26 protein-coding genes, 1 tRNA gene and 1 pseudogene are annotated in these 22341 nt (G+C 66.4%); 17 read left to right on the forward strand and 11 right to left on the reverse strand.

The annotated features are described in order from the left end of the window. A pseudogene (locus tag RT567_RS04225) lies at positions 1-339 on the reverse strand (thiol reductant ABC exporter subunit CydD); the annotation flags it as partial. 241 nt (positions 340-580) lie between these two features. Here RT567_RS04225 and RT567_RS04230 point away from each other — a divergent pair. From RT567_RS04230 to RT567_RS04245, 4 genes are all read left to right on the forward strand, one after another. Continuing rightward, entirely contained in the window at positions 581-2146 is a 1566-nt protein-coding gene (locus RT567_RS04230) for a cytochrome ubiquinol oxidase subunit I (RefSeq protein ID WP_313574581.1), read from the forward strand. A gap of 25 nt (positions 2147-2171) precedes the next feature. Continuing rightward, positions 2172-3320 carry a cytochrome d ubiquinol oxidase subunit II gene (cydB, locus tag RT567_RS04235; protein WP_313574542.1) on the forward strand — a complete coding sequence of 383 codons (1149 nt, stop codon included), beginning with the start codon at positions 2172-2174 and terminating at the stop codon, positions 3318-3320. Between the two features lie 22 nt (positions 3321-3342). Further along, on the forward strand, positions 3343-3462 hold the full coding sequence (gene cydX, locus RT567_RS04240; protein ID WP_087139265.1) for a cytochrome bd-I oxidase subunit CydX: 120 nt from the start codon (positions 3343-3345) through the stop codon (positions 3460-3462). A gap of 191 nt (positions 3463-3653) precedes the next feature. Then, a complete protein-coding gene (locus tag RT567_RS04245; RefSeq protein ID WP_313574544.1) occupies positions 3654-4307 on the forward strand; it encodes an OmpW family outer membrane protein in 654 nt (217 codons plus the stop codon). A 64-nt stretch (positions 4308-4371) separates the two neighbouring features. Here the strand turns inward: RT567_RS04245 and RT567_RS04250 are convergent, their stop codons facing one another. After that, positions 4372-5112, reverse strand: coding sequence for a helix-turn-helix domain-containing protein (locus tag RT567_RS04250; RefSeq protein ID WP_313574546.1), 741 nt, complete (start codon positions 5110-5112; stop codon positions 4372-4374). Positions 5113-5171: 59 nt separating this feature from the next. Continuing rightward, entirely contained in the window at positions 5172-5684 is a 513-nt protein-coding gene (locus RT567_RS04255; protein ID WP_313574548.1) for a hypothetical protein, read from the reverse strand. 13 nt (positions 5685-5697) lie between these two features. Here RT567_RS04255 and RT567_RS04260 point away from each other — a divergent pair, with 13 nt between their 5' ends. The 6 genes from RT567_RS04260 to rplA all read left to right on the forward strand — a co-directional run bounded on the left by RT567_RS04260 (position 5698) and on the right by rplA (position 8723). Continuing rightward, positions 5698-6228: a pyridoxamine 5'-phosphate oxidase family protein gene (locus RT567_RS04260; protein ID WP_313574550.1), complete on the forward strand. Its 531-nt coding sequence runs from the start codon at positions 5698-5700 to the stop codon at positions 6226-6228. 138 nt (positions 6229-6366) lie between these two features. Continuing rightward, positions 6367-6442, forward strand: a tRNA-Trp gene (locus RT567_RS04265). 70 nt (positions 6443-6512) lie between these two features. After that, positions 6513-6812 (forward strand): preprotein translocase subunit SecE, encoded by a 300-nt coding sequence (gene secE, locus RT567_RS04270; protein WP_313574552.1) that lies wholly within the window; start codon positions 6513-6515, stop codon positions 6810-6812. A gap of 13 nt (positions 6813-6825) precedes the next feature. Beyond that, positions 6826-7401, forward strand: coding sequence for a transcription termination/antitermination protein NusG (nusG, locus tag RT567_RS04275; RefSeq protein ID WP_003165489.1), 576 nt, complete (start codon positions 6826-6828; stop codon positions 7399-7401). A gap of 197 nt (positions 7402-7598) precedes the next feature. Next, the gene (rplK, locus tag RT567_RS04280; RefSeq protein WP_003165488.1) at positions 7599-8030 is read left to right on the forward strand and encodes a 50S ribosomal protein L11; all 432 of its coding nucleotides are present in this window, start codon (positions 7599-7601) and stop codon (positions 8028-8030) included. 3 nt (positions 8031-8033) lie between these two features. Then, positions 8034-8723 (forward strand): 50S ribosomal protein L1, encoded by a 690-nt coding sequence (rplA, locus tag RT567_RS04285; protein ID WP_087139260.1) that lies wholly within the window; start codon positions 8034-8036, stop codon positions 8721-8723. 121 nt (positions 8724-8844) lie between these two features. Here rplA and RT567_RS04290 read toward each other — a convergent pair whose 3' ends face one another. After that, positions 8845-9456, reverse strand: a complete 612-nt coding sequence (locus RT567_RS04290; RefSeq protein ID WP_313574554.1) for an NAD(P)-dependent oxidoreductase — start codon at positions 9454-9456, stop codon at positions 8845-8847. 93 nt (positions 9457-9549) lie between these two features. Between RT567_RS04290 and RT567_RS04295 the strand changes: the two genes are divergently transcribed. Then, positions 9550-9936, forward strand: coding sequence for a winged helix-turn-helix transcriptional regulator (locus tag RT567_RS04295; protein WP_218779163.1), 387 nt, complete (start codon positions 9550-9552; stop codon positions 9934-9936). Here the strand turns inward: RT567_RS04295 and RT567_RS04300 are convergent. Continuing rightward, positions 9915-11096 carry an aspartyl/asparaginyl beta-hydroxylase domain-containing protein gene (locus RT567_RS04300; RefSeq protein WP_313574557.1) on the reverse strand — a complete coding sequence of 394 codons (1182 nt, stop codon included), beginning with the start codon at positions 11094-11096 and terminating at the stop codon, positions 9915-9917. The two genes, RT567_RS04295 and RT567_RS04300, sit on opposite strands and share 22 nt — an antisense overlap. Before the next feature lie 190 nt (positions 11097-11286). On the opposite strand from RT567_RS04300, the gene RT567_RS04305 reads away from it, so the two are divergent. The 6 genes from RT567_RS04305 to phhA all read left to right on the forward strand — a co-directional run bounded on the left by RT567_RS04305 (position 11287) and on the right by phhA (position 15752). Further along, on the forward strand, positions 11287-11943 hold the full coding sequence (locus tag RT567_RS04305; protein ID WP_313574559.1) for a DUF47 domain-containing protein: 657 nt from the start codon (positions 11287-11289) through the stop codon (positions 11941-11943). Positions 11944-11948: 5 nt separating this feature from the next. Further along, positions 11949-12950 carry an inorganic phosphate transporter gene (locus RT567_RS04310; protein WP_313574561.1) on the forward strand — a complete coding sequence of 334 codons (1002 nt, stop codon included), beginning with the start codon at positions 11949-11951 and terminating at the stop codon, positions 12948-12950. Further along, positions 12950-13396 carry an NUDIX hydrolase gene (locus tag RT567_RS04315; RefSeq protein ID WP_313574563.1) on the forward strand — a complete coding sequence of 149 codons (447 nt, stop codon included), beginning with the start codon at positions 12950-12952 and terminating at the stop codon, positions 13394-13396. Before RT567_RS04310 ends, RT567_RS04315 begins: the two co-directional genes overlap by 1 nt. A gap of 339 nt (positions 13397-13735) precedes the next feature. Next, a complete protein-coding gene (gene rplJ, locus RT567_RS04320) occupies positions 13736-14251 on the forward strand; it encodes a 50S ribosomal protein L10 (protein ID WP_313574565.1) in 516 nt (171 codons plus the stop codon). Positions 14252-14306: 55 nt separating this feature from the next. Continuing rightward, positions 14307-14687, forward strand: a complete 381-nt coding sequence (rplL, locus tag RT567_RS04325) for a 50S ribosomal protein L7/L12 (protein WP_313574567.1) — start codon at positions 14307-14309, stop codon at positions 14685-14687. Between the two features lie 189 nt (positions 14688-14876). Next, positions 14877-15752: a phenylalanine 4-monooxygenase gene (phhA, locus tag RT567_RS04330; protein WP_313574569.1), complete on the forward strand. Its 876-nt coding sequence runs from the start codon at positions 14877-14879 to the stop codon at positions 15750-15752. Between the two features lie 233 nt (positions 15753-15985). Here the strand turns inward: phhA and RT567_RS04335 are convergent, their stop codons facing one another. The 6 genes from RT567_RS04335 to RT567_RS04360 form a co-directional block, all read right to left on the reverse strand. Beyond that, positions 15986-17416 (reverse strand): alkaline phosphatase PhoX, encoded by a 1431-nt coding sequence (locus RT567_RS04335; RefSeq protein WP_313574571.1) that lies wholly within the window; start codon positions 17414-17416, stop codon positions 15986-15988. A 90-nt stretch (positions 17417-17506) separates the two neighbouring features. Further along, the gene (gene astB, locus RT567_RS04340; RefSeq protein ID WP_313574583.1) at positions 17507-18841 is read right to left on the reverse strand and encodes an N-succinylarginine dihydrolase; all 1335 of its coding nucleotides are present in this window, start codon (positions 18839-18841) and stop codon (positions 17507-17509) included. Between the two features lie 5 nt (positions 18842-18846). Beyond that, positions 18847-19380, reverse strand: a complete 534-nt coding sequence (locus RT567_RS04345) for an endonuclease domain-containing protein (RefSeq protein ID WP_313574573.1) — start codon at positions 19378-19380, stop codon at positions 18847-18849. Next, on the reverse strand, positions 19377-20795 hold the full coding sequence (gene astD, locus RT567_RS04350) for a succinylglutamate-semialdehyde dehydrogenase (RefSeq protein ID WP_313574575.1): 1419 nt from the start codon (positions 20793-20795) through the stop codon (positions 19377-19379). Before astD ends, RT567_RS04345 begins: the two co-directional genes overlap by 4 nt. 14 nt (positions 20796-20809) lie before the next feature. Then, positions 20810-21817, reverse strand: a complete 1008-nt coding sequence (locus RT567_RS04355; protein WP_313574577.1) for an arginine N-succinyltransferase — start codon at positions 21815-21817, stop codon at positions 20810-20812. A gap of 4 nt (positions 21818-21821) precedes the next feature. Continuing rightward, positions 21822-22341: peptidase dimerization domain-containing protein (locus tag RT567_RS04360; protein ID WP_313574579.1), on the reverse strand; the 520-nt coding region annotated here is incomplete at its 5' end.

Raw genomic sequence — 22341 nt, forward strand, 5'->3', positions numbered from 1 at the left:
CAGCACACGGCGGCGCAGGCCGTTCTTGGCCGCGCGGGCGGCGCGGGTGTTGACGAAGACCGCACCCTGATTGAGCGCGGCGCGCACGATCAGGGCGGCGACCGCCAGAATCAGGCCGGGAACGGCTTCGGCCAGACCTTGCGGCAGGGCGCCGACGGCCAGGGCCAGTCCGGCGGCGAAGCCGATGGCGGGAACCGTGTCCGCGATCACTAGGGCGCCGCCCAGGCTCATCAGGCGACGCCAGGGGGACAGGGCGGATTTCAGCCAGGCCGCAGGCGCAGCCGTCTCTGCGATTCTCGGAGGATTCGCCTGTTGAGGGTCGACCGGCTGGGCCGTCATCACGTCTCCTGGTGCGCCATTCTGGGAAAGCTGGCCTGATCCGGCCTCATCCACCGTAACCGGCGACGATAGAGGATGGGGCAAAAAGCCTATGTGGCGAAAGGTCTTTGGGCGAAACGCCCTCTAGTTCAAGTCGCTGTCTCTGGCTTTGATCAGGATCAAGGCGCGCCAAACCGGGCCGCTTTAGGTTAGAGTAGAACGCCGGTCGATGGGGGCTGGCGGTCAGGAGCCTGGAACGATGATCGACCTGGCGGTCGTAGACCTTTCACGCCTTCAGTTCGCACTGACGGCGCTATACCACTTTCTATTCGTGCCCCTCACCTTGGGCCTCTCCTTCATGCTGGTCATCATGGAGAGCATCTATGTGATGACCCGTCGGCCGATCTGGCGGACGATCACCCGTTTCTGGGGCGCGATATTCGGCATCAACTTCGTGCTGGGCGTCGCCACCGGCCTGACGATGGAATTCCAGTTCGGCATGAACTGGAGCTATTACTCTCACTACGTGGGGGACATCTTCGGGGCGCCGCTGGCGATCGAGGGCCTGATGGCCTTCTTCATGGAGGCGACCTTCGTCGGCCTGATGTTCTTCGGCTGGGATAAGCTGAAGCCGCACGCCCACCTGTTCGTCACCTTCATGGTCGCCCTGGGCACCAACCTGTCGGCCCTGTGGATTCTGGCCGCCAACGGCTGGATGCAGAACCCGGTCGGCGCCGCCTTCAACCCCGACACCATGCGCATGGAAGTCACCGACTTCATGGCGGTGATCTTCAACCCGGTGGCCCAGGCCAAGTTCGTTCACACTGTCTCCGCCGGCTATGTCTGCGCCGCCGTGGTCGTGCTGGGCATTTCGGCCTTCTATCTGCTGAAGGGCAAGCACAAGGGCTTCGCTAAGCGGTCGATGACGGTCGCCGCAGCGTTCGGTCTGCTGTCGTCGCTGTCGGTGGTCGTTCTGGGCGATGAGTCGGGCTACGCCCTGACCGACAACCAGAAGATGAAGCTGGCCGCCCTGGAAGCCATGTGGCGCACCGAACCGGCCCCCGCTGGCCTGACACTGTTCGGCCTGCCCAGCCTTGAGGATCGTCACACCCACTTCGAGGTCAAGGTGCCCTATGTCCTGGGTCTGATCTCGACGCGCAGCGTCGACAAGCCTGTCGAAGGCATTCTGGAGTTGGTCGCCGTCGCCGAGGACCGCATCGAACGCGGCGTCGTCGCCTATGACGCCCTGGAGAAGGTCAAGGCTGACCCGACCGACATGGCCGCGCGCGGTCAGTTCGAGACGGTCCGCAGCGACCTGGGCTACGGCCTGCTGCTGAAGCGTTACGTCGAGGATCCGCGCACGGCCACGCCGCAGCAGATCCAGCAGGCCGCCTGGTCGACCGTGCCGAACGTGCCGCTGATGTTCTGGGTCTTCCGCTTCATGGCGGGCATCGGCTTCCTGATGATCGGCCTGTTCGGAACGGCCTTCATCCTGTGCACCCTGCGCAAGCATGAGACGAAGTGGTTCCTGCGTCTGGCCGTTCTGGCCATCCCGCTGCCGTGGATCGCCATCGAGTCTGGCTGGCTGCTGGCCGAGGTGGGGCGTCAGCCCTGGGCCGTGGAAGGCGTGCTGCCGACCTTCCTGGGCGTGTCCAGCCTGGGCGTGCCGCAACTGCTGACCACGATCATCTGCTTCACCCTGCTGTACGGCGTGCTCGCCGTGGTCGAGGTCGGCCTGATCCTGCGCGCGGTCAAGAAGGGGCCGTTCGCCGAACAGGAAGCCCGTGAAGCCGACGCCAAAGCGGAAGGCGAGCCCGCGGTCGCCTGACCCGGTCGTTGAAGGAAAAAGAGAGATGGAACTTCCCCTCGACTACACCACCCTCCGCCTGATCTGGTGGGGACTGCTGGGCGTGCTGCTGATCGGCTTCGCCCTGACCGACGGGTTCGACATGGGCGTTGGCGCCCTGCTGCCTTTCGTCGCCAAGACCGACAAGGAACGCCGCATGGTGATCAACACCATCGGCGCGACCTGGGAAGGGAACCAGGTCTGGTTCATCGTCGGCGGTGCGGCGATCTTCGCTGCCTGGCCTCAGGTTTACGCCGTCAGCTTCTCGGGCTTCTACCTGGCGATGTTCCTGGTGCTGTCCGCGCTGATATTGCGCCCTGTGTCGTTCAAATACCGCTCCAAGCGGCCTGAAGCGCGCTGGCGCTCCATGTGGGACTGGGGCCTGTTCATCGGCAGCTTCGTCCCGGCCCTGGTGTTCGGCGTCGCCGTCGGCAACGTCCTGATGGGCGCGCCCTTCCGTCTGGATAGCGATCTGCGCAGCTTCTACGAAGGCAGCCTGCTGGGCCTGTTCACCCCCTTCACCCTGATCTGCGGCCTGCTGTCGGTGTCCATGCTTGTTCTGCACGGCGCGGCCTGGCTGGCGATCAAGGGCGAAGAAGGTCCGGTGCTGAAGCGCGCTCGCGCCATCGGCACCATCGCCGGCGCGGCCAGCCTGGTGCTGTTCGCCATCGGCGGCGCCATGGTGGCCTTCGGCGATATGGGCTTCCGTATCATCGGCGCAGTTGACACGGCCGGCGTCTCCAACCCGCTGCGTACGGCCGTCGAGGCTGCGCCCGGCGCCTGGATGGACAACTACGGCCGCTATCCGTGGATGATCATCGCTCCGGTGCTGGGTTTCGTCGGCGCTGCGATTGGTCTGCTGGGGATGTGGCGCAAGTCGGCGGCCCTGGCCTTCGGCGGTTCGTCGGCCTCGGCGGTCGGGATCATCTCGACGGTCGGTCTGTCGATGTTCCCCTTCATCCTGCCCAGTTCGATCAACGCCCAGTCCAGCCTGACCGTGTGGAACGCCTCGTCCAGCCATACGACCCTGTTCATCATGCTGATCGTGGTGGCGGTCTTCCTGCCCTTCGTCCTGCTCTACACCTCCTGGGTCTATAAGGTGCTGTGGGGCCGTTCGACCGAGGCTGAGCTGAAGACCAACCCCGACCTCTACTGATCCCGCGAAAGGAGATCATCTCATGTGGTATTTCGCCTGGATCCTGGGCCTCGGCCTGGCGGTGGCGTTCGGCGTGCTGAACGGCCTGTGGCACGAGTTCCGCCTGTTCGACGAAGGGGACGAGGGTCACTCGGAATCCTGATCCCCGTCGTTTGACGGACTGACTGAACAATCCCCTTCGGCGCTGGCCGGAGGGGATTTTTCTTGGGTGAAACGCACGAAATATCCGTAGCTTGCGGTGGATCAAGGCGTCGTGAGAGGGGCAGGCGCATCGTCATGCAGACATCGAAGCCGGGCCTCCTCCCGACCCGGCGAATGTCGGGGATTGAACCGATGAAAACCGCCGCCGCCCTTATCGCTTCCGTCAGTCTGCTGGCCGTCGCGGGCGCCGCCTCGGCCCAGAACGCCGCCCCCGAACAGGTGGGCAAGGGCTCGTTGATCGTCACTGCCCGCATGACGGGCGTCCTGCCGCAGGCCGACGACGCCATCGTCACCGCCGCCGGGGCCGACAGCGGCCTGAAGGTCGATGTGGGCGACGACTGGATGCCGACGCTGGGCTTCACCTATTTCGTCGCCGATCACTGGGCCGTCGAGGCCATTCTGGGCGCGACCCAGCACGAGGTCCGGGCCAAGGGCGGGGCGACCGACGTGGCGGTGCATGAGACCTGGGTGCTGCCGCCGGTGGTGACGCTGCAATACCGTCCGACGCCGAATGCGACGGTCAGCCCTTATGTCGGGGCGGGCGTCAGCTACATGGCCTTCTTCAGCAGCAAGGATAAGAACGGCTTCGAGGTCGACCTGGACAACGGCTTCGGCGTGGCGCTGCAGGCCGGCGCCGACTGGAACATTTCCGGCCCGTGGACGCTGAACCTGGACGCCAAGAAGGTGTGGTTCGACACGGACGCCAAGATCAACGGCGGCGCGCTGAAGAGCAGCGTCAGCCTTGACCCCTGGGTGGTGTCGGTCGGCGTCGGCCGCAAGTTCTAGAGCCGATGCGGGGAGGGGCGCGGAACGTCAGGCCGCGTCCCCTTATCCCTTTGGCCGGAGTGGATCAGGCGGCGCCTTCGCCCAAGGCCTTGAGTGCGGCCGGGTCGGGCAGGGCGACGTCATTGCCGGGCAGAAGCTGGATCAGGCCAGACGTCTTGAACTGGGTGAAGACCCGGCTGACCGTCTCGATCGTCAGACCCAGGTAGTCGGCGATGTCCAGCCGCGTCATCGGCAGATGGACGTGGCCCACAGCGCCGCCCAGTTGCACCTGTCGCTCGGACAGGCGGGTCAGGAAGCTGGCCAGCCGCTCGCGCGCCGTCTTGCGGCCCAGCAGCACGATCTGCTCCTGCGCGGCCATCAGTTCGTCCCCGGCTAGGGCCACCAGGCGGTGCTCCAGCGCGGGCAGGGCGTTCAACAACTGATCGAAGTCGCCGCGCCGGAAGCGACAGGCGTTGAGCGGCGTCAAGGCTTCGGCTGTGAAGCTGGACGGACCGCGCCCGCCCAGGCCCAGGAAGTCGCCCTGGAACAGGAAGCCGGTGATCTGGCGCCGTCCGTCGGGCAGCAGGCGATACAGCTTCACCGCCCCATCGACGACGTTGAAGACATAGGGGTTCGGATCGCCCTCGTGGAACAGGGCCTGGCCCGGCTGGGCGGTGACGTTCTCGCTGGCGCAGGCCATGCTCTGCAGTTCGTGACCCTTCAGGTCCGCGCACACGCCCAGCGGACGCGCGCCGCAGGTGGAGCAGGGATGGACGTCTTCCAGACGCACCTCTTCGATTTCGGCCTGGGCCGCAGTGGTGTTCACGAACGTCGTCTCCCGGATGACGCGGCAGTCTAGGCGATAAGGGGCTGATTCCGAATAGGTCAGCCTGTCCTAGCCGTCAGCTCGGCGGCGCAGTCTGGCGCGGCGGCTTCCTCGGCGTAGCGCAGTCGGGCGCCCAACTGACAGGCGAGGGCCGTCAGCTCGACGGCCAGGCTCTGCCGCACCAGGGGGCGCACCCCCATTTCACGCACGACGAAGGGACCAGCCCACAGGGTTTCGCCGTACTCCAGGTCGGGCTGGCGCCACCAGCTGACGAAGCCCAGCACGCCGCCGCGCTGGTTGCGCGCGCTGAGGATGCCCCGGCTTTCCGGGGCGGCGCGCCAGGCGGTCAGGAAGGCGTCCCACTGGGCCGGCTCCAGATTGGGCCGCCACAGCCGCGCCAAGGCGAAGGCGGCGGGCGCCTCGGCTTCGCTGAGGGGGGCCACCTCCAGGCGAGGCGCATCGGACGCGAAGCGGGACTCTGTCATGGGGGCATTGGAACCGAAGCGGCGTCCAGTCGCCTTGATCTGCGTCAAGGCTGCGTCGAAGCTGTTGGGCCAGTCTGTGGTCGTCATCCGGAGAATCGCCATGAGCTCGACCTCGCGCATCACCCCGATCCACGGCGGCGCGGTGGCCGCCATCCTCAAGCTGCTGGACAGCCAGAAGCTGATGACCCTGGCCGTGAACCGGGCTGACGGTCGGCCGCAGGCGGCGACGCTGGGCTATCTGAACGACGGGCTGAACCTCTACTTCGTCACCGCCCGCGACAGCGAGAAGTTGAAGAACCTGACCGCCGACCCGCGCGTCGGCGTGGCCGTGCGCGGCGTGGGCGAGGAAGGGGAGGCGGTCGGCGTCTCCATCGACGGCCGGGCCGAGGAGGTCACGGACGGCGAAGAGGTGAAGCGGCTGAACGATCTGATCATCGCGCGCTCGCCCGACCTCAGCCCCTGGGCGCCGGGCGGCGACGCCGTGGCGGTGGTCAAGGTGATTCCCGAAGAGATCGAGGCGGTGGCGGTGGTTGACGGCCGCAGCCGGGCCCAGACCTTCTCGATCGGCGATTCAGACGCCCTGGTGAAAGGGCTGAGCTATGAGCCCAGCGCCGTGGCGCGTCTGTTCTGAGGAAAATCCGCGACTTCGCGCGTCTGCGGCGCAGATGGCCCTTGAAATGACGGTGGGGCTCGGGCATACGCCCCCCTCTGGCGAGGGTCGCGCCGCTGGGTGGATATCCACGGCGCGCTGATCTTTGTCCGGGACACTAGGAGTGTAGCTCAGCTGGTAGAGCATCGGTCTCCAAAACCGAGGGCCGGGGGTTCGAGTCCCTCCACTCCTGCCATTCCCCCTGTTGTGATCGCCTGGGACTTCCCATGTGGAGCAGCAGGATCCAGAGGTTGAAGAGACGTCAAATGGCCAAGGCGAAGACCCCGGGCGGCCGCCGCTCCACGGGGACCAAGACCGCAGCAGCCGCGCAAGGCGCAGCGACCGTGGCCGTCGACGCGCCCGCGCCGAAGAAGAAGACGTCCATCCCGCAGTTCATCAGCGAAGTTCGCGCTGAAGCCCGCAAGATCGTGTGGCCCAGCCGCAAGGAGACCTGGATCACCTCGGTGATGGTCTTCATCATGGTGCTGATCGCGGCCGCCTTCTTCTGGATCGTCGACACGGGTCTCGGCTTCGCGTCCCGCTTCATCCTCGGCCTCGGCCAATAAAGGAGACGCGCACATGACTGATGCAGCGCCCAAGCCGGCGGCCAACCCCCGCCACAAGTGGTACATCGTCCACGCCTATTCGAACTTCGAGAAGAAGGTCGCCGAGCAATTGCGCGACCAGGCCAAGCAGCAGGGCCTGGAAGACGCCTTCTCTGAAATCCTGGTTCCGACCGAGGACGTCATCGAGATCCGCCGCGGCAAGAAGGTCAACGCCGAACGCAAATTCTTCCCCGGCTATGTGCTGGTGAAGATGGAGATGACGGACGAGGCCTATCATCTGGTCAAGAACACGCCGAAGGTCACGGGCTTCCTGGGCGCCGCGGGCGGCACCAAGCCCCTGCCGGTCTCGGAACGTGAAGTTCAGAACATCATCGGCCAGGTGGAAGAGGGCGTCGAGCGTCCGAAGCCCACCATCCGCTTCGACATCGGCGAGAACGTCAAGGTCATCGACGGCCCGTTCGCCAGCTTCGACGGTCAGGTCGAAAGCGTCGACGAAGAGAACGCCCGCCTGCGCGTGGCCGTCTCGATCTTCGGCCGCCCGACTCCGGTCGAGCTGGAATACAATCAGGTGGAGAAGGTCAGCGCCTGATCGGCTGCTGACGCCACGCAGAGATCGGGACCGTCTTCGGGCGGTCCCGTTTGCGTTTTCAGGGTCTGCCTGCTAAACGCGCGCCTTCGCTGGACGGCCTTCGAGTCGCCCGGCGTCAAATCCGTGGAAGGCAGCCATGCCGCACCACGGCTCACCGGCCGGGCGCATCGTCGCCGGGTCATTCATAGGAGAGACCAATGGCCAAGAAGATTCTCGGCTATATCAAGCTGCAAGTGCCGGCCGGTTCGGCCACGCCTTCGCCCCCGATCGGCCCGGCTCTGGGTCAACGCGGCGTGAACATCATGGGCTTCTGTAAGGAGTTCAACGCGCGGACCGAGAAGGAAGCCAAGGGCACCCCGCTTCCGACCGTCATCACCGTCTATCAGGACAAGTCGTTCACCTTCATCACCAAGACGCCGCCGGCGACCTGGTATCTGAAGCAAGCCGCTGGCATCAAGTCGGGCGCCAAGCTCGTCGGCCGCGAGTTCGCTGGCAAGATCACGCAGACGCAACTGCGCGAAATCGCCGAGAAGAAGATGAAAGATCTGAACGCGAACGACCTGGACGCCGCGTCGCGCATCATCGAGGGCTCGGCCCGCGCCATCGGCATTCAAGTGGTGGAGGGCTAAGACATGGCTAAGCTGACCAAAGCCCATAAGGCCCGCACGGGCGTCACCGAAGACCTGCTGGTCTTCTCGGACGCCATCAAGCTGGTGAAGGACAACGCCAAGGCCAAGTTCGACGAGTCGATCGAAATCGCCATCAACCTGGGCGTCGACCCGCGTCACGCCGACCAACAGGTCCGCGGCGTGGTGAACCTGCCCTCGGGCACCGGCCGTGACGTCCGTGTCGCCGTCTTCGCCAAGGACGCCAAGGCTGATGAAGCCAAGGCAGCCGGCGCCGAGCACGTCGGTGCTGAAGACCTGTACGAGAAGATCGCTGGCGGCTTCATGGACTTCGACCGCGTGATCGCGTCGCCGGACATGATGGCCCTGGTCGGTCGTCTGGGTAAGGTGCTGGGCCCGCGCGGCCTGATGCCGAACCCGAAGGTCGGCACCGTGACCCCGAACGTCGCTCAGGCCGTCAAGGACGCCAAGGGCGGCGCCGTCGAGTTCCGCGTCGAGAAGGCGGGCATCGTCCACGCCGGCATCGGCAAGGCCTCCTTCACCCAGGACGCCCTGGAAGCCAACGTCAAGGCCATCGTGGACGCCCTCGTTCGCGCCAAGCCGTCGGGCGCCAAGGGCACCTATGTGAAGCGCATCGCCCTGTCCTCGACGATGGGCCCCGGCTTCAAGATCGACCCGGCTTCGCTGGGCGCCTGATCCGGCTTCACGACTAAGAATGACGACGGCCCCGGAAGAGCGATCTTCCGGGGCCGTTTTCTTTTGGCCTGGGCCTATCGCGCTTTGCGCTGCATGAGGCCCGCGCTGCATGAGGCGTTGTTCAGTAGCCGACGGTGAAGCGGGCGCGGGGGTGCTTCGGCGTCTCGATCTCGTCGGCCATGGCGATGGCGTAGTCGGGGAAGGAGATGCGGCTGTTCCCCTGGTCGTCCGTCAGCAGGGCGTCGCCGCCCAGGCGGAAGACGCCGGTGCGCTCCGACCCGTCGAACAGGGCCGAGGGCGACAGGAAGGTCCAGTTCAGCTCAGGCTCGGCGCGTAGGGCGTCCAGAAACCGGCCGCCGGCCAGGGCTTCAGCCTTATAGGCTTCGGGGAAGGCGGGCGTGTCGATCAGGCGCTGGCCCGGCGCGATCTCCAGGCTGCCAGCCCCGCCGACGACCAGGTAACGCGGAACGCCTGCTTCCTTGATCGCCTGGATCAGCAGACTCGGATCGCTGTCCACGAACATGATGGCGCTGACCACGGCGTCGGCGCCGGCCAGGGCTGGGGCGAGAGAGGCGGGCTGGTTCACGTCGCCTGCGACAGCGGTCACGCCGGGAGCGGCGGGCACGCGATCCGGCTGGCGGGCCACGCCCGTCACCTGATGCCCGCGCCGAGCCAGTTCCTTGACGATCTCTGATCCGACACGGCCGCTGGCGCCCAGGATGGTGATGTTCATGGGAATGTTCCTTGTAGTTACCAATGGAAACCAGGTGTGCTAAAGGGAGTGGCTATGCAAGAAGGCACTTTTCTCTCACCAGGTTCCCCGGCGGTGACCGCTTCCAGCGACGGCGAGCGTGGAAACGTCTACGCCGCTGACTGCCCGACCCGTCTGTTGCTGGATCGGATCGCCGACAAGTGGACGGTGCTTCTGCTGACCACCCTCGCGGACGGGCCGATGCGTTTCAATGCGCTCAAGCGCCGGATCGAGGGCGTGTCGCAGAAGATGTTGAGCCAGACTCTGCGCCAGATCGAGCGCGACGGCCTAGTCACACGCACAGTCGAGGCCGCTGTGCCGGTGTCCGTCACCTATGCGATCACGCCCCTCGGGCTGGGACTGGTTCGATCGTTGCGGCCGATGATCGACTGGGCCGAGACGCGCATGGGCGAGGTGGCGGCGGCGCAATCGGCCTATGATCAGTTGCGAGAGGGCGCCTGATCGATGGTGAACTCGCGTTGCGCCTTCATCATCTCGGTGATCAGCCGTTTCTCGCCGTCGTCGAGATAGGGATTCCAGACGTCGAAGATCAGGATGACGCGCATGGCGTCGGCCTCGTTCCACGCCTCATGCTCGATGGTGTCGTCAAAGACCCAGGCGCGGCCCATCTCCCATTCGCGCACCGTATTGCCCACGCGGAAGCGCGCCGGCCCCGGCAGGACCAGCGGCAGATGAGTCAGCAGGCGCACGTTCGACGAGCCGGTGTGCGGCGGAATATGCGTCTTGGGCTGAAGCGCCGAGAACATGGCGGTGGGGGCGAAGCCCTCCTGATCGGCCATGGGCAGGCTTTCCAGCAGGGCGGCGGTCCGAGGCGCGCGGGCGCAGGCTTCGTCCTGACGGAGGCCGTCCTTCCATAGGAAGAGGGAGCTCCATTTGCGCGAGTGGTTCAGCTCTCCCCACTGATTGACTGGCGCGCCTTTGGGATAGGCGATGTAGGGCGAGAAGTCGTCGAAGGCGGTTTCGAGCAGGGTCGCCAGTTCGGCCTGGATGACGGGGGTCGCTTCTTCCAGCCGCGCCAGCCACGGGAACAGGGTGCGATCATAGAAGGGAATGACCGGCAGGCGCGGGTAGTTGAGCAGGAGGGGCTGCTGCTTGGGCGGTTGTTTCAGACCGGCGTAGATCTCCAGGCCTTCCTCGAAACGGTCCCGGCTGGCTTCTCCCAGGTCGGCCTTCAGCGGTGCAATGCGATCCTTCATGAACTCGGCCAGGGCTCGGGCGTGCCGATCGATCAGGCTGCTGGCGTAGTCCATCTGGCTGACCACGCCAGGCGGACAGGAGGCGCGCGGCGGGGCGATCTTCAGGGCGTTGCGATAGACTTCGACCGCCGCCTTGGTCTGATTGATCTTCTCCAGCATGGCGCCCTTGGCCAACAGCGCCATGAAATCGTAGGGCCGCATGTCGAGCGCGTCGTCCAGGACGCGAAGGGAGGCATGGTAGTCGCCCAGAAGGCGCAAGGCGACGGCGCGGTTCAAGGTAGCGTTGTGCGTCTTGCCGAACTGATCCGCCTGATCCAGCAACCGCAAGGCGGCGTGAGGGTCGCGACGAGCGAGGGCCTGGCCGGCTTCGACAAGCAGGCGCTCCTGCTCCGCAGGGTAGGTCATGGCGATTTTGGCCGCTTTTGGAACACAAAGATGACACTTTCTTCATGCGCTTCGACTGAAACGGCGTCAATGGCCGGGGGAGAAATCCGAGAATCCGTATGCGGATGACTTGACGAAGGGGCCGGAAGCCGGGACTTGGGGCGCCGGCTCGGTCCTCGGTATGCGCGAGGCGGCCTTGCGGAGACGACCCATGCTCAACTGGTTCCAGGCGCTGTTGCCGAAGGAAGACAACTTTTTCCGGTTGTTCGACGCCCATGCGCAGACGCTGGCTCACGGCGCGGGCGCCCTGCGTCAGATGATGAACGGCGGACCCGCGACCGGGGAATGGTGCGCCAAGGTGGTCGCCCACGAGGAAGAGGCCGACGAGATCGCGCGCGAGGTGCTGTTCGCCGTGCGCCGCAGCTTCATCACTCCGTTCGATCGGTCGGACATTCGCGGCCTGACCAACTCGCTTGACGACACCATCGACCAGATGCAGAAGGCGGCCAAGGTCGTCACCCTGTACGAGATGCGCGACTTCTCGCCCAAGATGCAGGAACTGGCCGACATCGCCGTCGAATGCGCGGCCCTGACGCAGGAAGCCTTCACCCTGCTGCCGGCCATGCGCAAGAATCATGAGCGGCTGGCGATCCTGACGGAGCAGATCACCAATCTGGAGGCCCGCAGCGACGACCTCTATGACGCGGGCATGAAGGCGCTTTATGAGGCGCACAGACACGACATGACGGGCGGCAACACCCTGGGCTTCATCATCGGCAGCCAGCTTCTGGATCATCTGGAGAAGGTCGCCGACCGGTTCGAGGACGTGGCCAACCGCATCAACGGCGTTCTGGTCGAGCACCTGTAAACCTCATGGATCACGCCCTCCTGATCCTGGTCTTCCTGATCGGCGTCGCCCTGCTGTTCGATTTTCTGAACGGCCTGCACGACGCGGCCAACTCGATCGCCACCATCGTCGCCACGCGCGTCCTGCCGCCGATCTATGCGGTGGGTTGGGCGGCCTTCTTCAACTTCATCGCCTTTCTGTTCTTCGGTCTGCATGTCGCTGACACCATCGGGCGTGGCATCATCTCGCCAGACGTGATCTCGGATCAGGTGATCTTCGGCGCCCTGATGGGGGCCATCAGTTGGAACGTCATCACCTGGCTGGCGGGGATTCCGTCGTCCAGCTCGCACGCTCTGATCGGCGGCCTGCTGGGGGCGGGCATCGCCAAGGCGGGGACCAGCGCCGTGGTCATCGCCGGGGTGCTGAAGACGGTGGGGGCCATCTTCATGTCGCCGGCCATCGGCTTCCTGCTGGCGCTGCTGCTGGTGCTGATCGTGTCCTGGCTGTTCGCCAAGGCCAATCCCAACTTCGCCGACCGGATCTTCCGGGGTTTGCAGTTCGTGTCGGCCTCGGCCTATTCCCTGGGTCACGGGGGCAATGACGCCCAGAAGACGATGGGGATCATCGCCATCCTGCTCTATTCGCGCGGCATGCTGGGCGGTGAGTTCCATGTGCCCTTCTGGGTGGTCATCACCTGTCAGGCGGCCATTGCCCTGGGCACCCTGTTCGGCGGCTGGAAGATCGTCCACACCATGGGGTCGCGGATCACGCGCCTGTCGCCCCAGCAGGGCTTCTGCGCCGAAACGGGCGGAGCCATCACCCTGTTCGCCGCGACCAGCATGGGCATTCCGGTGTCGACCACCCACACCATCACCGGCGCCATCGTCGGGGTGGGCGCGGCCAAGCGGGTTTCGGCCGTGCGCTGGAGCGTGGCGCGCAGCATCGTCACGGCCTGGTTCATCACCATGCCGGCGGCCGCCGCCATCGGCGCCCTGTTCTACGCCCTGGGCGGGCTGTTCCTGACCTGATGTCGAACAAGCCCCGCACCCTTTCGTCCGAGACGCGCCAGGTTGCGGCCCTGCCGTGGCGACACGGCGCGGGCGGCGTGGAGATCATGATGATCACCTCGCGTGAGACGCGGCGCTGGGTCATTCCCAAGGGCAACCGCATGGCGGGCAAGACCGACGCCGAGGCCGCCGTGATCGAGGCCTACGAAGAGGCGGGCGTCCAGGGCGACGTCATGGGCGCGCCCATCGGCTGGTTCCGCTATGGCAAGCGGCTGAAGTCCGGGCGGGTTCAGGCCACCATCGCCAGCGTCTATCCGCTGGAGGTCTTCATCCAGCTGGGCGCCTGGCCCGAGGACGCTCAGCGCGAACGCCGCTGGATGTCTACTGAAGACGCCGCCGCCGTCGTGGACGAGGTCGAACTGGCCGAACTGATCCGCGATTTCAGGCCGGGGCGGGGGGCAGAGTAGGACGTTTCGGCCTCCGCTGCCTGAACGCGCCCTCCAGCCGTTGATTTTCCCGTCGGGCCGTGTATAGAGCCCGCATCTCGTCAGGGCCTCGGTTCTGACGATGCCTGTCCGAGAACTTCGGGATGCGGGGGTCGCCCGCGTCATAATCGTCCAGAGAGCCCTCTGGCGCCGTGGGGAGATGGGGATGCACAGACCTTTTGCCTGCCGGTATCCGGCGGGCGGGCTACGCTTCCTTCGGACAATAAGACCGGCCTGAACGCTGTGCAGCGATGCATGGCGCAATGGCCAATCCGTCGCTGGGAATAAGCTCGGCGGCGAATACCAAAACTGGAGACCACAATGGACCGCGCACAAAAAGCCGAGTCGATCGAATCGCTGAAGAGCGTGTTCGCCGACGCGGGCGCCGTGGTCGTGACCCACAACCTGGGTCTGACCGTTGTGGAGATGGAAGACCTGCGTGGTCGTCTTCGTAAAGAAGGCGCCGCGTTCAAGGTGGTGAAGAACCGTCTGGCGCTCAAGGCGCTGGGCGTCGAGGAAGGCAGCGACTACCACGACCTGTTCAAGGGTCCGGTGGGCATCGCATACGCCGCCGATCCGGTCACCGCCGCCAAGGTCACGGCTGAATTCGCCAAGGGTAACGACAAGTTCGCTATCGTCGGCGGTTTCATGGACGACAAGGTTCTGGACGCCAAGGGCGTCGAGGCTCTGTCCAAGCTGCCGTCGCTGGACCAGCTGCGTGGCAAGCTCATCGGCCTGCTGCAAGCCCCGGCGACCAAGGTTGCTGGCGTCCTGCAGGCGCCGGCCGGCCAACTGGCGCGCGTCTTCAATGCGTACGCGACCAAAGACGCCGCCTAAGCCCCGTCATCTCTGCATATCTCTCTGAACCTCATCCTACCGAAGGAAGACTAACATGGCTGATCTCGCCAAAATCGTTGAAGAACTGTCGGCTCTGACCGTCCTGGAAGCCGCTGAACTGTCGAAGCTGCTGGAAGACAAGTGGGGCGTCTCGGCTGCTGCTCCGGTCGCCGTCGCCGCCGCCGGTGGCGCTGCTGCTCCGGCTGAAGCCGCTGAAGAGCAAACCGAGTTCACCGTTGTCCTGGTTGACGGCGGCGACAAGAAGATCAACGTCATCAAGGAAGTCCGTGGCGTCCGCACCGACCTGGGTCTGAAGGAAGCCAAGGACCTGGTCGAAGGCGCTCCGCAGCCGGTCGTCGAGAACGTCTCGAAGCAAGTCGCTGAAGAACTGAAGAAGAAGCTGGAAGAAGCCGGCGCCAAGGTCGAAATCAAGTAAGATTTCGGATCTGGCCTCTGGATCTCCAGAGACAGCTTTCAAAGCGAAGCGGGTCGGAGGGAAACCTCCGGCCCGTTTTCTTTTGCGCCGAGCCGTGTCGCGAAAGCGCTGCAACAGCCGTGCGTGACGTGGACGAAAACGCGCGCTAATCTGCCCCGAAAGGCCATCAGAGCCGTGAGGAGCGTCCCCATGTCCGACTTCGAGCACGTTTTCGAGCAGCCCCCGGAAGGCGCCGCCGCTGACTGGACCATTTCTCAGAACTGGTCGGCCTATACCGAGGTCGAGCACCAGACCTGGAACACCCTATACGAGCGGCAGATGAAGATCCTGCCGGGCCGGGCGTGCGAGGCCTTCATGCGTGGCCTGGATGCGCTGGACCTGAATGCGGGCGGCATTCCCGACTTTGAAGTCATCAATCCCAAACTGCAGGCCCTGACCGGCTGGACCGTGGTCTGCGTGCCGGGACTGGTGCCGGACGAGGTCTTCTTCGACCACCTGGCCAACCGACGCTTCGTCTCGGGCCAGTTCATCCGCAAGCCGGACCAACTGGATTACCTGCAGGAGCCGGACATCTTCCACGACGTGTTCGGCCACGTTCCGATGCTGACCGACCCCGACTTCGCCGCCTATATGGAGGCCTACGGCAAGGGCGGGCAGCGGGCGGCGTCGCTGGGGATGCTGCCGAATCTGGCGCGCCTGTACTGGTACACGGTCGAGTTCGGTCTGATGCAGGAAGCGGGGGGCCTTCGCATCTATGGCGCGGGCATCGTGTCGTCGGCGACCGAGAGCGTCTTCAGCCTGGAAGACCCTTCGCCGAACCGCCTGGGCTTCGACCTGGAGCGGGTGATGAAGACGCTGTACCGCATCGACGACTTCCAGCAGGTCTATTTCGTCATCGACAGCATCGAGGCGCTGAAGACGGTGACGTTGCAGGACTTCGGCCCGGTCTATGAGCGGCTGAAGGGCGCCGACGCCCTGCCGATCGAGGCTGTCTTGCCGACGGACAAGGTGTTTACGCACGGCACCCAGGCCTATGCGGCCAAGGGCGGGCGCTTCGCGGCATAGGCGGCGCATCTTCTCCCCATGAAGGGGAGAGAGAAAAACAGAGTCCAATTCGTCTGAATTGTCTGAATCTCTCCTCTGCGGTGGCGCGGGGGAGGGATCATCGCATGGGTGCAGGCGTCAGTGTGAAGGCGCGGGTCTGCGCGCGCTGATGCCGGACATTTCCTGCGTTTGGACGGTGAGGATGCGCTGACGCTCCCTTCTTTCCGTCATCCTCCGGCTTGTCCCGAGGGCCCTCAGACCCTGAACCGATCCCACGGGCCGGTGACGGCCAGGGTCATGCCGGGCGAGTACAGGTTCACGAACATGGCCCGGCCATCCGGCGCCCAGCAGACGCCGGCGAACTCGGTGTTCGACTCATCGGCGTCGTGGCGCATGGCGTTGCGGGCGATGGCGTAGGCGCGGCCGTCAGGGGTGACGCCCTTCACATGCTGGGTGCCGACCTGTTTGTCCTCACAGCCGATGACGTGGCCGTTCGGGGCGATGGCGATGTTGTCGACATAGTCCAGCACGGCGCGGTCGCCCGCCTCGACGAACAGCTCCAGCATGCCCGGCTGGCCGGCTTCGTCCGACTGGCCTTCGCGTGGGCTGGGGACGTAGCGCATGATCTGGCCGTGGCGGCCGACGCCGCCCGAGGTGCAGGTGAAATAGAGGTGGTCGCCCGCCCAATGGACGCCTTCGCCGCGCGCGAAGATCGCCGCGCCCGAGGCGTGGCCGCGCAGGGACAGATCGCCGTCGGGGCTTTCGACGTGATCCAGATCGACCCAGCGCACGGCCAGACGTTGTCCCTGGCGCCACAGGAGGTCGTTCCAGTTGCGGGTGTCGCCGCGCGCCTGATCGACCAGGGCCAGGGCCTGAAGGCGGCCGCCGCTGTGCAGGCGGCGCGGGTCGGTCGGCAGGTAGCGGTAGAAGAGGCTCTCGCCCGTGTCCTCGGTCATGTAGACGACGCCGGTGCGCGGATCGATGCAGGCGGCTTCGTGCTTGAAGCGGCCCATGGCGCGGATCGGCGTCGGGTCGACCAGGCCGGTGGCGCGCGACGGCACCTCGAACACCCAGCCGTGGTCCTGGGGCAGGCCGTCCTTGGTTCCGGCGACGATCTCCTCGCAACTGAGCCACGAGCCCCAGGGGGTGACGCCCCCGGCGCAGTTGACCGCCGTGCCGCCCAGGCTGAGGTGCTGGCGCTCGGTGCGGCCGGTCTTGAGGTTGTAGACGACGGTGGTCGTGCCGCCGCCCAGCGGAGCGACCGCGCCGGTCTCATCGGGATAGACGCCATAGACGCGGGCGCGGTCCAGATCGCCGACCAGTCGGTGGTTGGCGCCCCAGGCGCTGGCGTTGAACTCCAGCGGATTGACCTCGTGGTTGCGGACCAGGATCACCCGGTCCTCGTCCAGCCCGAAGCAGCCCATGCCGTCGAACTTGTCGGGGGTCAGCAGGCCGTCGGCCATGGTCTCGCCCGCCTGGGACACCACGCGGTAGGAGAAGCCCTCGGGCAGGTCCAGCAGGCCATAGGGATCGGCCTTCATCGGGCCGTAGCCGAATACTTCGTTGCGCGATGGGCCGTCGACGAAGCCGCCCGGTTCGGCGGCCATGGCTTGGGCGCGTTTGGCGTAACCCGACAGGGCGAGGGCGGCGGCGGAGGCCATGAAGGCGCGGCGTGAAGCGATCATGCCCGTGCTTACGAGCGGTGCATTACGGTCGGATGACGACGGCTTGACCGTAGCGTGACGCGGGCTGCGGCCGATGGTCCTGTCTGACGGTCAGCCGCGCTGGAACGGATAGAAGCCGCCGCCGAGGTTGAGGATCTGCGTCAGCTCGTCAAGCGCGCCGCGCGTCTCGTCCAGCAGGGCGGGGTCGGCCAGGTCGTGCGCCGTCAGGCTGTCGCGATACCAGCGGCGGCCCCAGTCGGACAGGCGGGCGTGAAGCGCGTCGGTCAGGCGCATGGCCGGATTGGTCGCCGCCAGCTCGGCCTCGGTTAGGACGACCCTGAGACGGAGACAGGCCGGGCCGCCGCCGTTGCGCATCGACTGGCGCACGTCGACGTATTCGACATGGCCGATCGGACCGTTGGAGGCGGCGAGAGCCTGGGCCACCGCGTGGCTGCGCGGGTTGTCGCGCGTCTCGGTCGGGCAGATCAGGGTCAGACGGTCCTGGCCCGGAACCCGGATCAGCATGGAGTTGAACAGATAGGAGCTGATGGCGTCGGCCAACGGCAGGTCGGCGGCCGAGACCTCGACGAACTGCGGCTCGAAGCCGTCGGCGGCGGCGCGGATGGCGGCCTTGGTCGCGTCCGTGTCTTCAAACGCCAGCTCGTGGAAGAAGAGGGTGTCCAGGGCGCCGACGCAGACCACGTCGTTGTGGAAGGTCCCGCCGGCGATGGCGGCCTTGCCCTGACGCGCCAGAACGGCGCCGGACGCTGCGTGGCGGCGCATGATCGCCTCGGACGCCTCGCGCGTCTGGCGGGCGGGGTAGGGGCCGTCCCAAGGCTCGAATGCCTCTCGCCCCCAGACCATCAGATTGACGCCCGCCTCGCCGTGATCGCGGCACAGACGGACGTGGTTGGCCGCCCCTTCGTCCGCCAGATGGGCGACCGAGGGCAAGGCGTCGTGGACGGCGAAGCGGCTGGCGTCGGAGAAGAGGGCGTCCAGCGCGCGCTTGGTCTGATCATGCTCCAGACTGCGGTGCAGGTTGGTGATCAGGTTGGCGGGGGTGAAGTGAACGCGACCGTCGGCGGCGTCGGCGCTGGGCGTCACCGTGGCGGCGTTGGCGGCCCACATGGGTGAGGCCGAACAGGCGGCGGCGGCGAAGGAGGGCGCATCCTTCCATGCGCGCTCCAGCACTTGGGCGTCGGAGCCCGAGAAGCCGAGGTCGCGCAGGAAGGGGATGTTCGGTCGCTCATGCGGGGGCAGGACGAACTGGGGCAAACCCAGGTCGGCCAGGGTCTTCATCTTGTCGAGGCCCTGCAGCACGGCCGCACGCGGGTTTGACGCCTCGCCCTTGTTCAGGCTGGACGCCAGATTGCCCGGCGACAGCCCGGCGTAGGAGTGCGTCGGCCCGATCAGGCCGTCGGCGTTGGCTTCGATGGCGTTCATAATCAAGCTCATGAGCCCTCCCCCTCGAGGGGGGAGGGTTGGGTGGGGGTGTTGGCGGGCGGGTTGCTGGAAGGGCGCGGGAGGCGGGACGGCGTCTCCTGCGTCAGGTCTTTGTGCGACGAGACCTCACCCCATCCCCCGACCCCTTCCCCCTCGAGGGGAAGGGGAGCTTTGAGGCGAATGGCGCAGGTGATCTCCGCGATGACGGCGTCCAGGTCGTCGGGGATGCGACGACTATCTATGCGAAGGACGCGATAGCCTTCGCTAGCTAGCCATTCATCGCGCGCCAGATCGCGCAGGGCGACGTCGGTGCGATTGTGGACGCCGCCGTCGACTTCGATCGCCAGGCGAGCGCGCAGGCAGGCGAAATCGACGACGTAAGGCCCGATCGGCACCTGACGCCGAATACGGATGTCGAGTTTGCGCAGCCGCTCCCACAGCTTGGCCTCAGTCCAGGTCGGGAGTTTGCGAAGACGCCGGGCGCGCACATGGGCACCCGGCTTGATCCGTTCCTTCTTGTTGAACGGACCGGCTTCGATCATCCTCGCAAGCCCTTGATCTCGCTTTCGATGTTCTTGACCGAACCGGCCTCGAAGCTGGCGACCGGATAGGCGCAGTAGTCGGCGGCGTAGTAGGCGCTGGGGCGGTGGTTGCCGGAGGCGCCGAGACCGCCGAAGGGCATGTCGCCCGCTGCGCCCGTGGTCGGGCGGTTGAAGTTCACCACGCCCGCGCGGATGCGGTTGATGAAGCGATCCCAGTTCTTCGCATCGTCGCTGACCAGACCGGCGGACAGACCGTATTTGGTGGCGTTGGCGGCGGCGATGGCGGCGTCGAAGGTCGGGACGCGCAGCACCTGCAGGAAGGGGGCGAACATTTCCTCGTCCTCGACCGCGACGCCGGTGACGTCGATGATCGCAGGCTTCACGAAGGCGCCGGGCAGGTTGTCGACCGGACCCGAAGCGCGGATCACGCGCGCGCCTGCGTCGATGCGCTGTTGCAGGGCGGCGAGGGCGGCGCTGGCGGCCTTCTCCGAGATCAGCGGCCCGGCGTAGGGCTCGGGATCGCTGTCCCAGGGGGCGAAGTTCAGGCGGTCGGACATGGCCGCTACCGCCTCGACGATGGCGTCGCCCTGGGCGCCGTCCGGCACGATCAGGCGGCGCGCGCAGGAGCAGCGCTGGCCGGTGGTGACGAAGGCGGATTGAACCACGATGCCGGCGACAGCCTCAGCGTCAGCGGCGTCCCAGACGACCAGCGGGTTATTGCCGCCCAGCTCCAGCGCCAGGATGACGTGGGGATCGTCGGCGAACTTGCGACGGAAGTGGGCGCCCGCCGCGCCGGAGCCCGTGAACATCAGGGCGTCGATCGGCTGGTCCAGCAGGGCCGCGCCGGGGTCGCGCCCGCCCTGCACCATGTTGAACACGCCCTTGGGCAGGTCGGCGGCGTCCAGGCATTCGGCCATCAGCTGGCCAGTCAGGGGCGTTTCCTCGGACGGCTTGAACACGACCGTGTCGCCCGCCAGCAGGGCCGGGACGATGTGGCCGTTGGGCAGGTGGCCGGGGAAGTTGAACGGGCCGAGCACCGCCGAGACGCCGTGCGGGCGGTGACGCAGGGTCGCGCGGCCGAAGGCGGTGTCGGTGGTGCGCTCGCCGGTGCGCTCGTCATAGGCGCGGATCGAGATGTCGACCTTGCCCGCCATGGAGGCCAGTTCGGTTTTCGTCTCCCACAGGGCCTTACCGGTTTCGCGGCTGATGGCCTCGGCCATTTCAGGGGCGCGGTCCTTGAGCACCGCCTGATAGCGTTTCACCGCGTCGATGCGGTCCTGACGCGGGCGGTCGGCCCAGTCGGGGAAGGCGGCGCGGGCGGCCTCGACGGCGGCGCCGACCTGCTCCGTGGTGGCGGCTTCGCCTTCCCAGACGGTTTCGCCGGTGGCGGGGTTGGTGGAGGTGAAACGGGTCATGGCGGATACTCGGTTCAGGATTTCACACGGACGACAGCGCCGTCCTTGATCTTGAGGGCGGCGGCGACGTCGGGGGTCATGCGGACCATGTCGCCGTCCACCAGAACGCGGGCGCGGACGGCGCGGAAGGCGGCGACGCTGTCGGTCGAGACGAGGCTGGGCAGCTCGACCTCGACCTCTTTCTCGATGCGGGCGGTCAGAACGCGGGCGTCGCGGACGGTGCGGATGTTGTCGCGACCACAGGCCACGGTCGGGCCGGCGTCGAAGATGTCGACCAGGCCGTTGGGGCGGAAGCCCTCGGATTCCAGCAGGGCCATGGCGGGTACGCCCTGCGGGTGGACCTTGCCGATCACGGCACGGGCCGGTTCGGGCAGAAGGTCGATGTAGATGGGGTGGCGCGGAGCCAGGTCGAGGATGAACTGCTTGTCGGTCGAGCCGCTCATGCGGTCGGCGTCGTCGAAGTCCATGGGGAAGAACTTGTGCGCCACATGGTCCCAGAAGGGGCAGTAACCGTCGGGCGTGAAGACGCCGCGCAGTTCGGCCAGGACGTTGTCGGCGAACAGGTCGGGCTGGGCCCCGATCAGCATGTAGCGCGATTGGCTGAGCAGGCGCCCGGCGCCGCCCTTGCGGCGGTCGGCTTTCAGGAACAGCGAGCCGACCTCGGTCCAGCCGGTGCACTCGTTCACCAGCACCAGGGTCTGGTGGTTCAGCTTGATGCCCAGCGAAGGCGACTGGACCGTGTTGTTGACCACGCGGAATGAGAAGAAGGGCCGCTTCAGCCCCACGGTCGCCTTGACCGAGCCGACACCGTCGATGTCGCCCGTGTCGCCGTCTTCCAGCATCAGGGTGTACCAGGCTTCCTGCGGCGGGATGCGGCCTTCGAAGCTGGCCTGGCTGAGTTCCAGGCGTTCGCTCAGGACGTCGGCGTCTTCGGGCAGGCTGGTGAAGCCGGGGCCGGACAGGATGGCCAGTTCGAGCAGGTGATGAAGGTCGGCGGGGCCGGCGGGGCGAACAACGAGCATGCGGTTACATCGTCTCCAGTCGGAGCTGTTTCAGTTTGAGGGCGTCGATCTCGCCCGAAGCGATCTTGCACAGGATCAGGGCGGACAGCTGCGCCCGTTCGACGAAGCTGGCGGGCCAGGCGAACTCCTGGTCCGAATGGATCTCGCCGCCGACGACGCCGAGGGTGTCGACATTGGGCAGGCCCGCAGCGTGGAGGTTGTTGCCCTCGCAAACGCCGCCCGAGGGCTTCCAGGCGATGGTCTGCCCCAGCAGGTCGCCCGCGTCGCGGACGGCGTGGAACAGGGCGGTCTGGCTGGCGTCCATCGGCTTGGGCGCGCGGGTCATGCCGCCGTGCAGGTCCAGCGTCAGGCCGGGGAAGGGCGGTTCGGCGGCCATGGCGCGCACGGTCTGGTCGATCCAGGCGGCGCTCTGGGCGTCCGGCACGCGGACGTTGAAGCGGACCACGGCGTTGTCGGCCACGACGTTCAGCGGGCCGCCGCCGGCGATCTTGGCGACATTGACGGTGACGCCCTCGCGCTGGCCG

The sequence above is a fragment of the Brevundimonas sp. genome, assembly GCF_032107865.1.
GTDB lineage: Bacteria > Pseudomonadota > Alphaproteobacteria > Caulobacterales > Caulobacteraceae > Brevundimonas.

What these genes read in the sequence shown, in the direction of transcription:
- cydB (WP_313574542.1), top strand. Translation starts at nt 2,172, where the DNA reads ATGGAACTTCCCCTCGACTACACCACCCTCCGCCTGATCTGGTGGGGA.
- RT567_RS04245 (WP_313574544.1), top strand. Translation starts at nt 3,654, where the DNA reads ATGAAAACCGCCGCCGCCCTTATCGCTTCCGTCAGTCTGCTGGCCGTC.
- RT567_RS04255 (WP_313574548.1), bottom strand. Translation starts at nt 5,684, where the DNA reads ATGACGACCACAGACTGGCCCAACAGCTTCGACGCAGCCTTGACGCAG.
- nusG (WP_003165489.1), top strand. Translation starts at nt 6,826, where the DNA reads ATGACTGATGCAGCGCCCAAGCCGGCGGCCAACCCCCGCCACAAGTGG.
- RT567_RS04345 (WP_313574573.1), bottom strand. Translation starts at nt 19,380, where the DNA reads ATGATCGAAGCCGGTCCGTTCAACAAGAAGGAACGGATCAAGCCGGGT.
- RT567_RS04315 (WP_313574563.1), top strand. Translation starts at nt 12,950, where the DNA reads ATGTCGAACAAGCCCCGCACCCTTTCGTCCGAGACGCGCCAGGTTGCG.
- phhA (WP_313574569.1), top strand. Translation starts at nt 14,877, where the DNA reads ATGTCCGACTTCGAGCACGTTTTCGAGCAGCCCCCGGAAGGCGCCGCC.
- rplJ (WP_313574565.1), top strand. Translation starts at nt 13,736, where the DNA reads ATGGACCGCGCACAAAAAGCCGAGTCGATCGAATCGCTGAAGAGCGTG.
- RT567_RS04305 (WP_313574559.1), top strand. Translation starts at nt 11,287, where the DNA reads ATGCTCAACTGGTTCCAGGCGCTGTTGCCGAAGGAAGACAACTTTTTC.
- cydX (WP_087139265.1), top strand. Translation starts at nt 3,343, where the DNA reads ATGTGGTATTTCGCCTGGATCCTGGGCCTCGGCCTGGCGGTGGCGTTC.
- rplK (WP_003165488.1), top strand. Translation starts at nt 7,599, where the DNA reads ATGGCCAAGAAGATTCTCGGCTATATCAAGCTGCAAGTGCCGGCCGGT.
- rplL (WP_313574567.1), top strand. Translation starts at nt 14,307, where the DNA reads ATGGCTGATCTCGCCAAAATCGTTGAAGAACTGTCGGCTCTGACCGTC.
- secE (WP_313574552.1), top strand. Translation starts at nt 6,513, where the DNA reads ATGGCCAAGGCGAAGACCCCGGGCGGCCGCCGCTCCACGGGGACCAAG.
- rplA (WP_087139260.1), top strand. Translation starts at nt 8,034, where the DNA reads ATGGCTAAGCTGACCAAAGCCCATAAGGCCCGCACGGGCGTCACCGAA.
- RT567_RS04300 (WP_313574557.1), bottom strand. Translation starts at nt 11,096, where the DNA reads ATGACCTACCCTGCGGAGCAGGAGCGCCTGCTTGTCGAAGCCGGCCAG.
- astD (WP_313574575.1), bottom strand. Translation starts at nt 20,795, where the DNA reads ATGACCCGTTTCACCTCCACCAACCCCGCCACCGGCGAAACCGTCTGG.
- RT567_RS04290 (WP_313574554.1), bottom strand. Translation starts at nt 9,456, where the DNA reads ATGAACATCACCATCCTGGGCGCCAGCGGCCGTGTCGGATCAGAGATC.
- RT567_RS04310 (WP_313574561.1), top strand. Translation starts at nt 11,949, where the DNA reads ATGGATCACGCCCTCCTGATCCTGGTCTTCCTGATCGGCGTCGCCCTG.
- RT567_RS04355 (WP_313574577.1), bottom strand. Translation starts at nt 21,817, where the DNA reads ATGCTCGTTGTTCGCCCCGCCGGCCCCGCCGACCTTCATCACCTGCTC.
- RT567_RS04335 (WP_313574571.1), bottom strand. Translation starts at nt 17,416, where the DNA reads ATGATCGCTTCACGCCGCGCCTTCATGGCCTCCGCCGCCGCCCTCGCC.
- RT567_RS04260 (WP_313574550.1), top strand. Translation starts at nt 5,698, where the DNA reads ATGAGCTCGACCTCGCGCATCACCCCGATCCACGGCGGCGCGGTGGCC.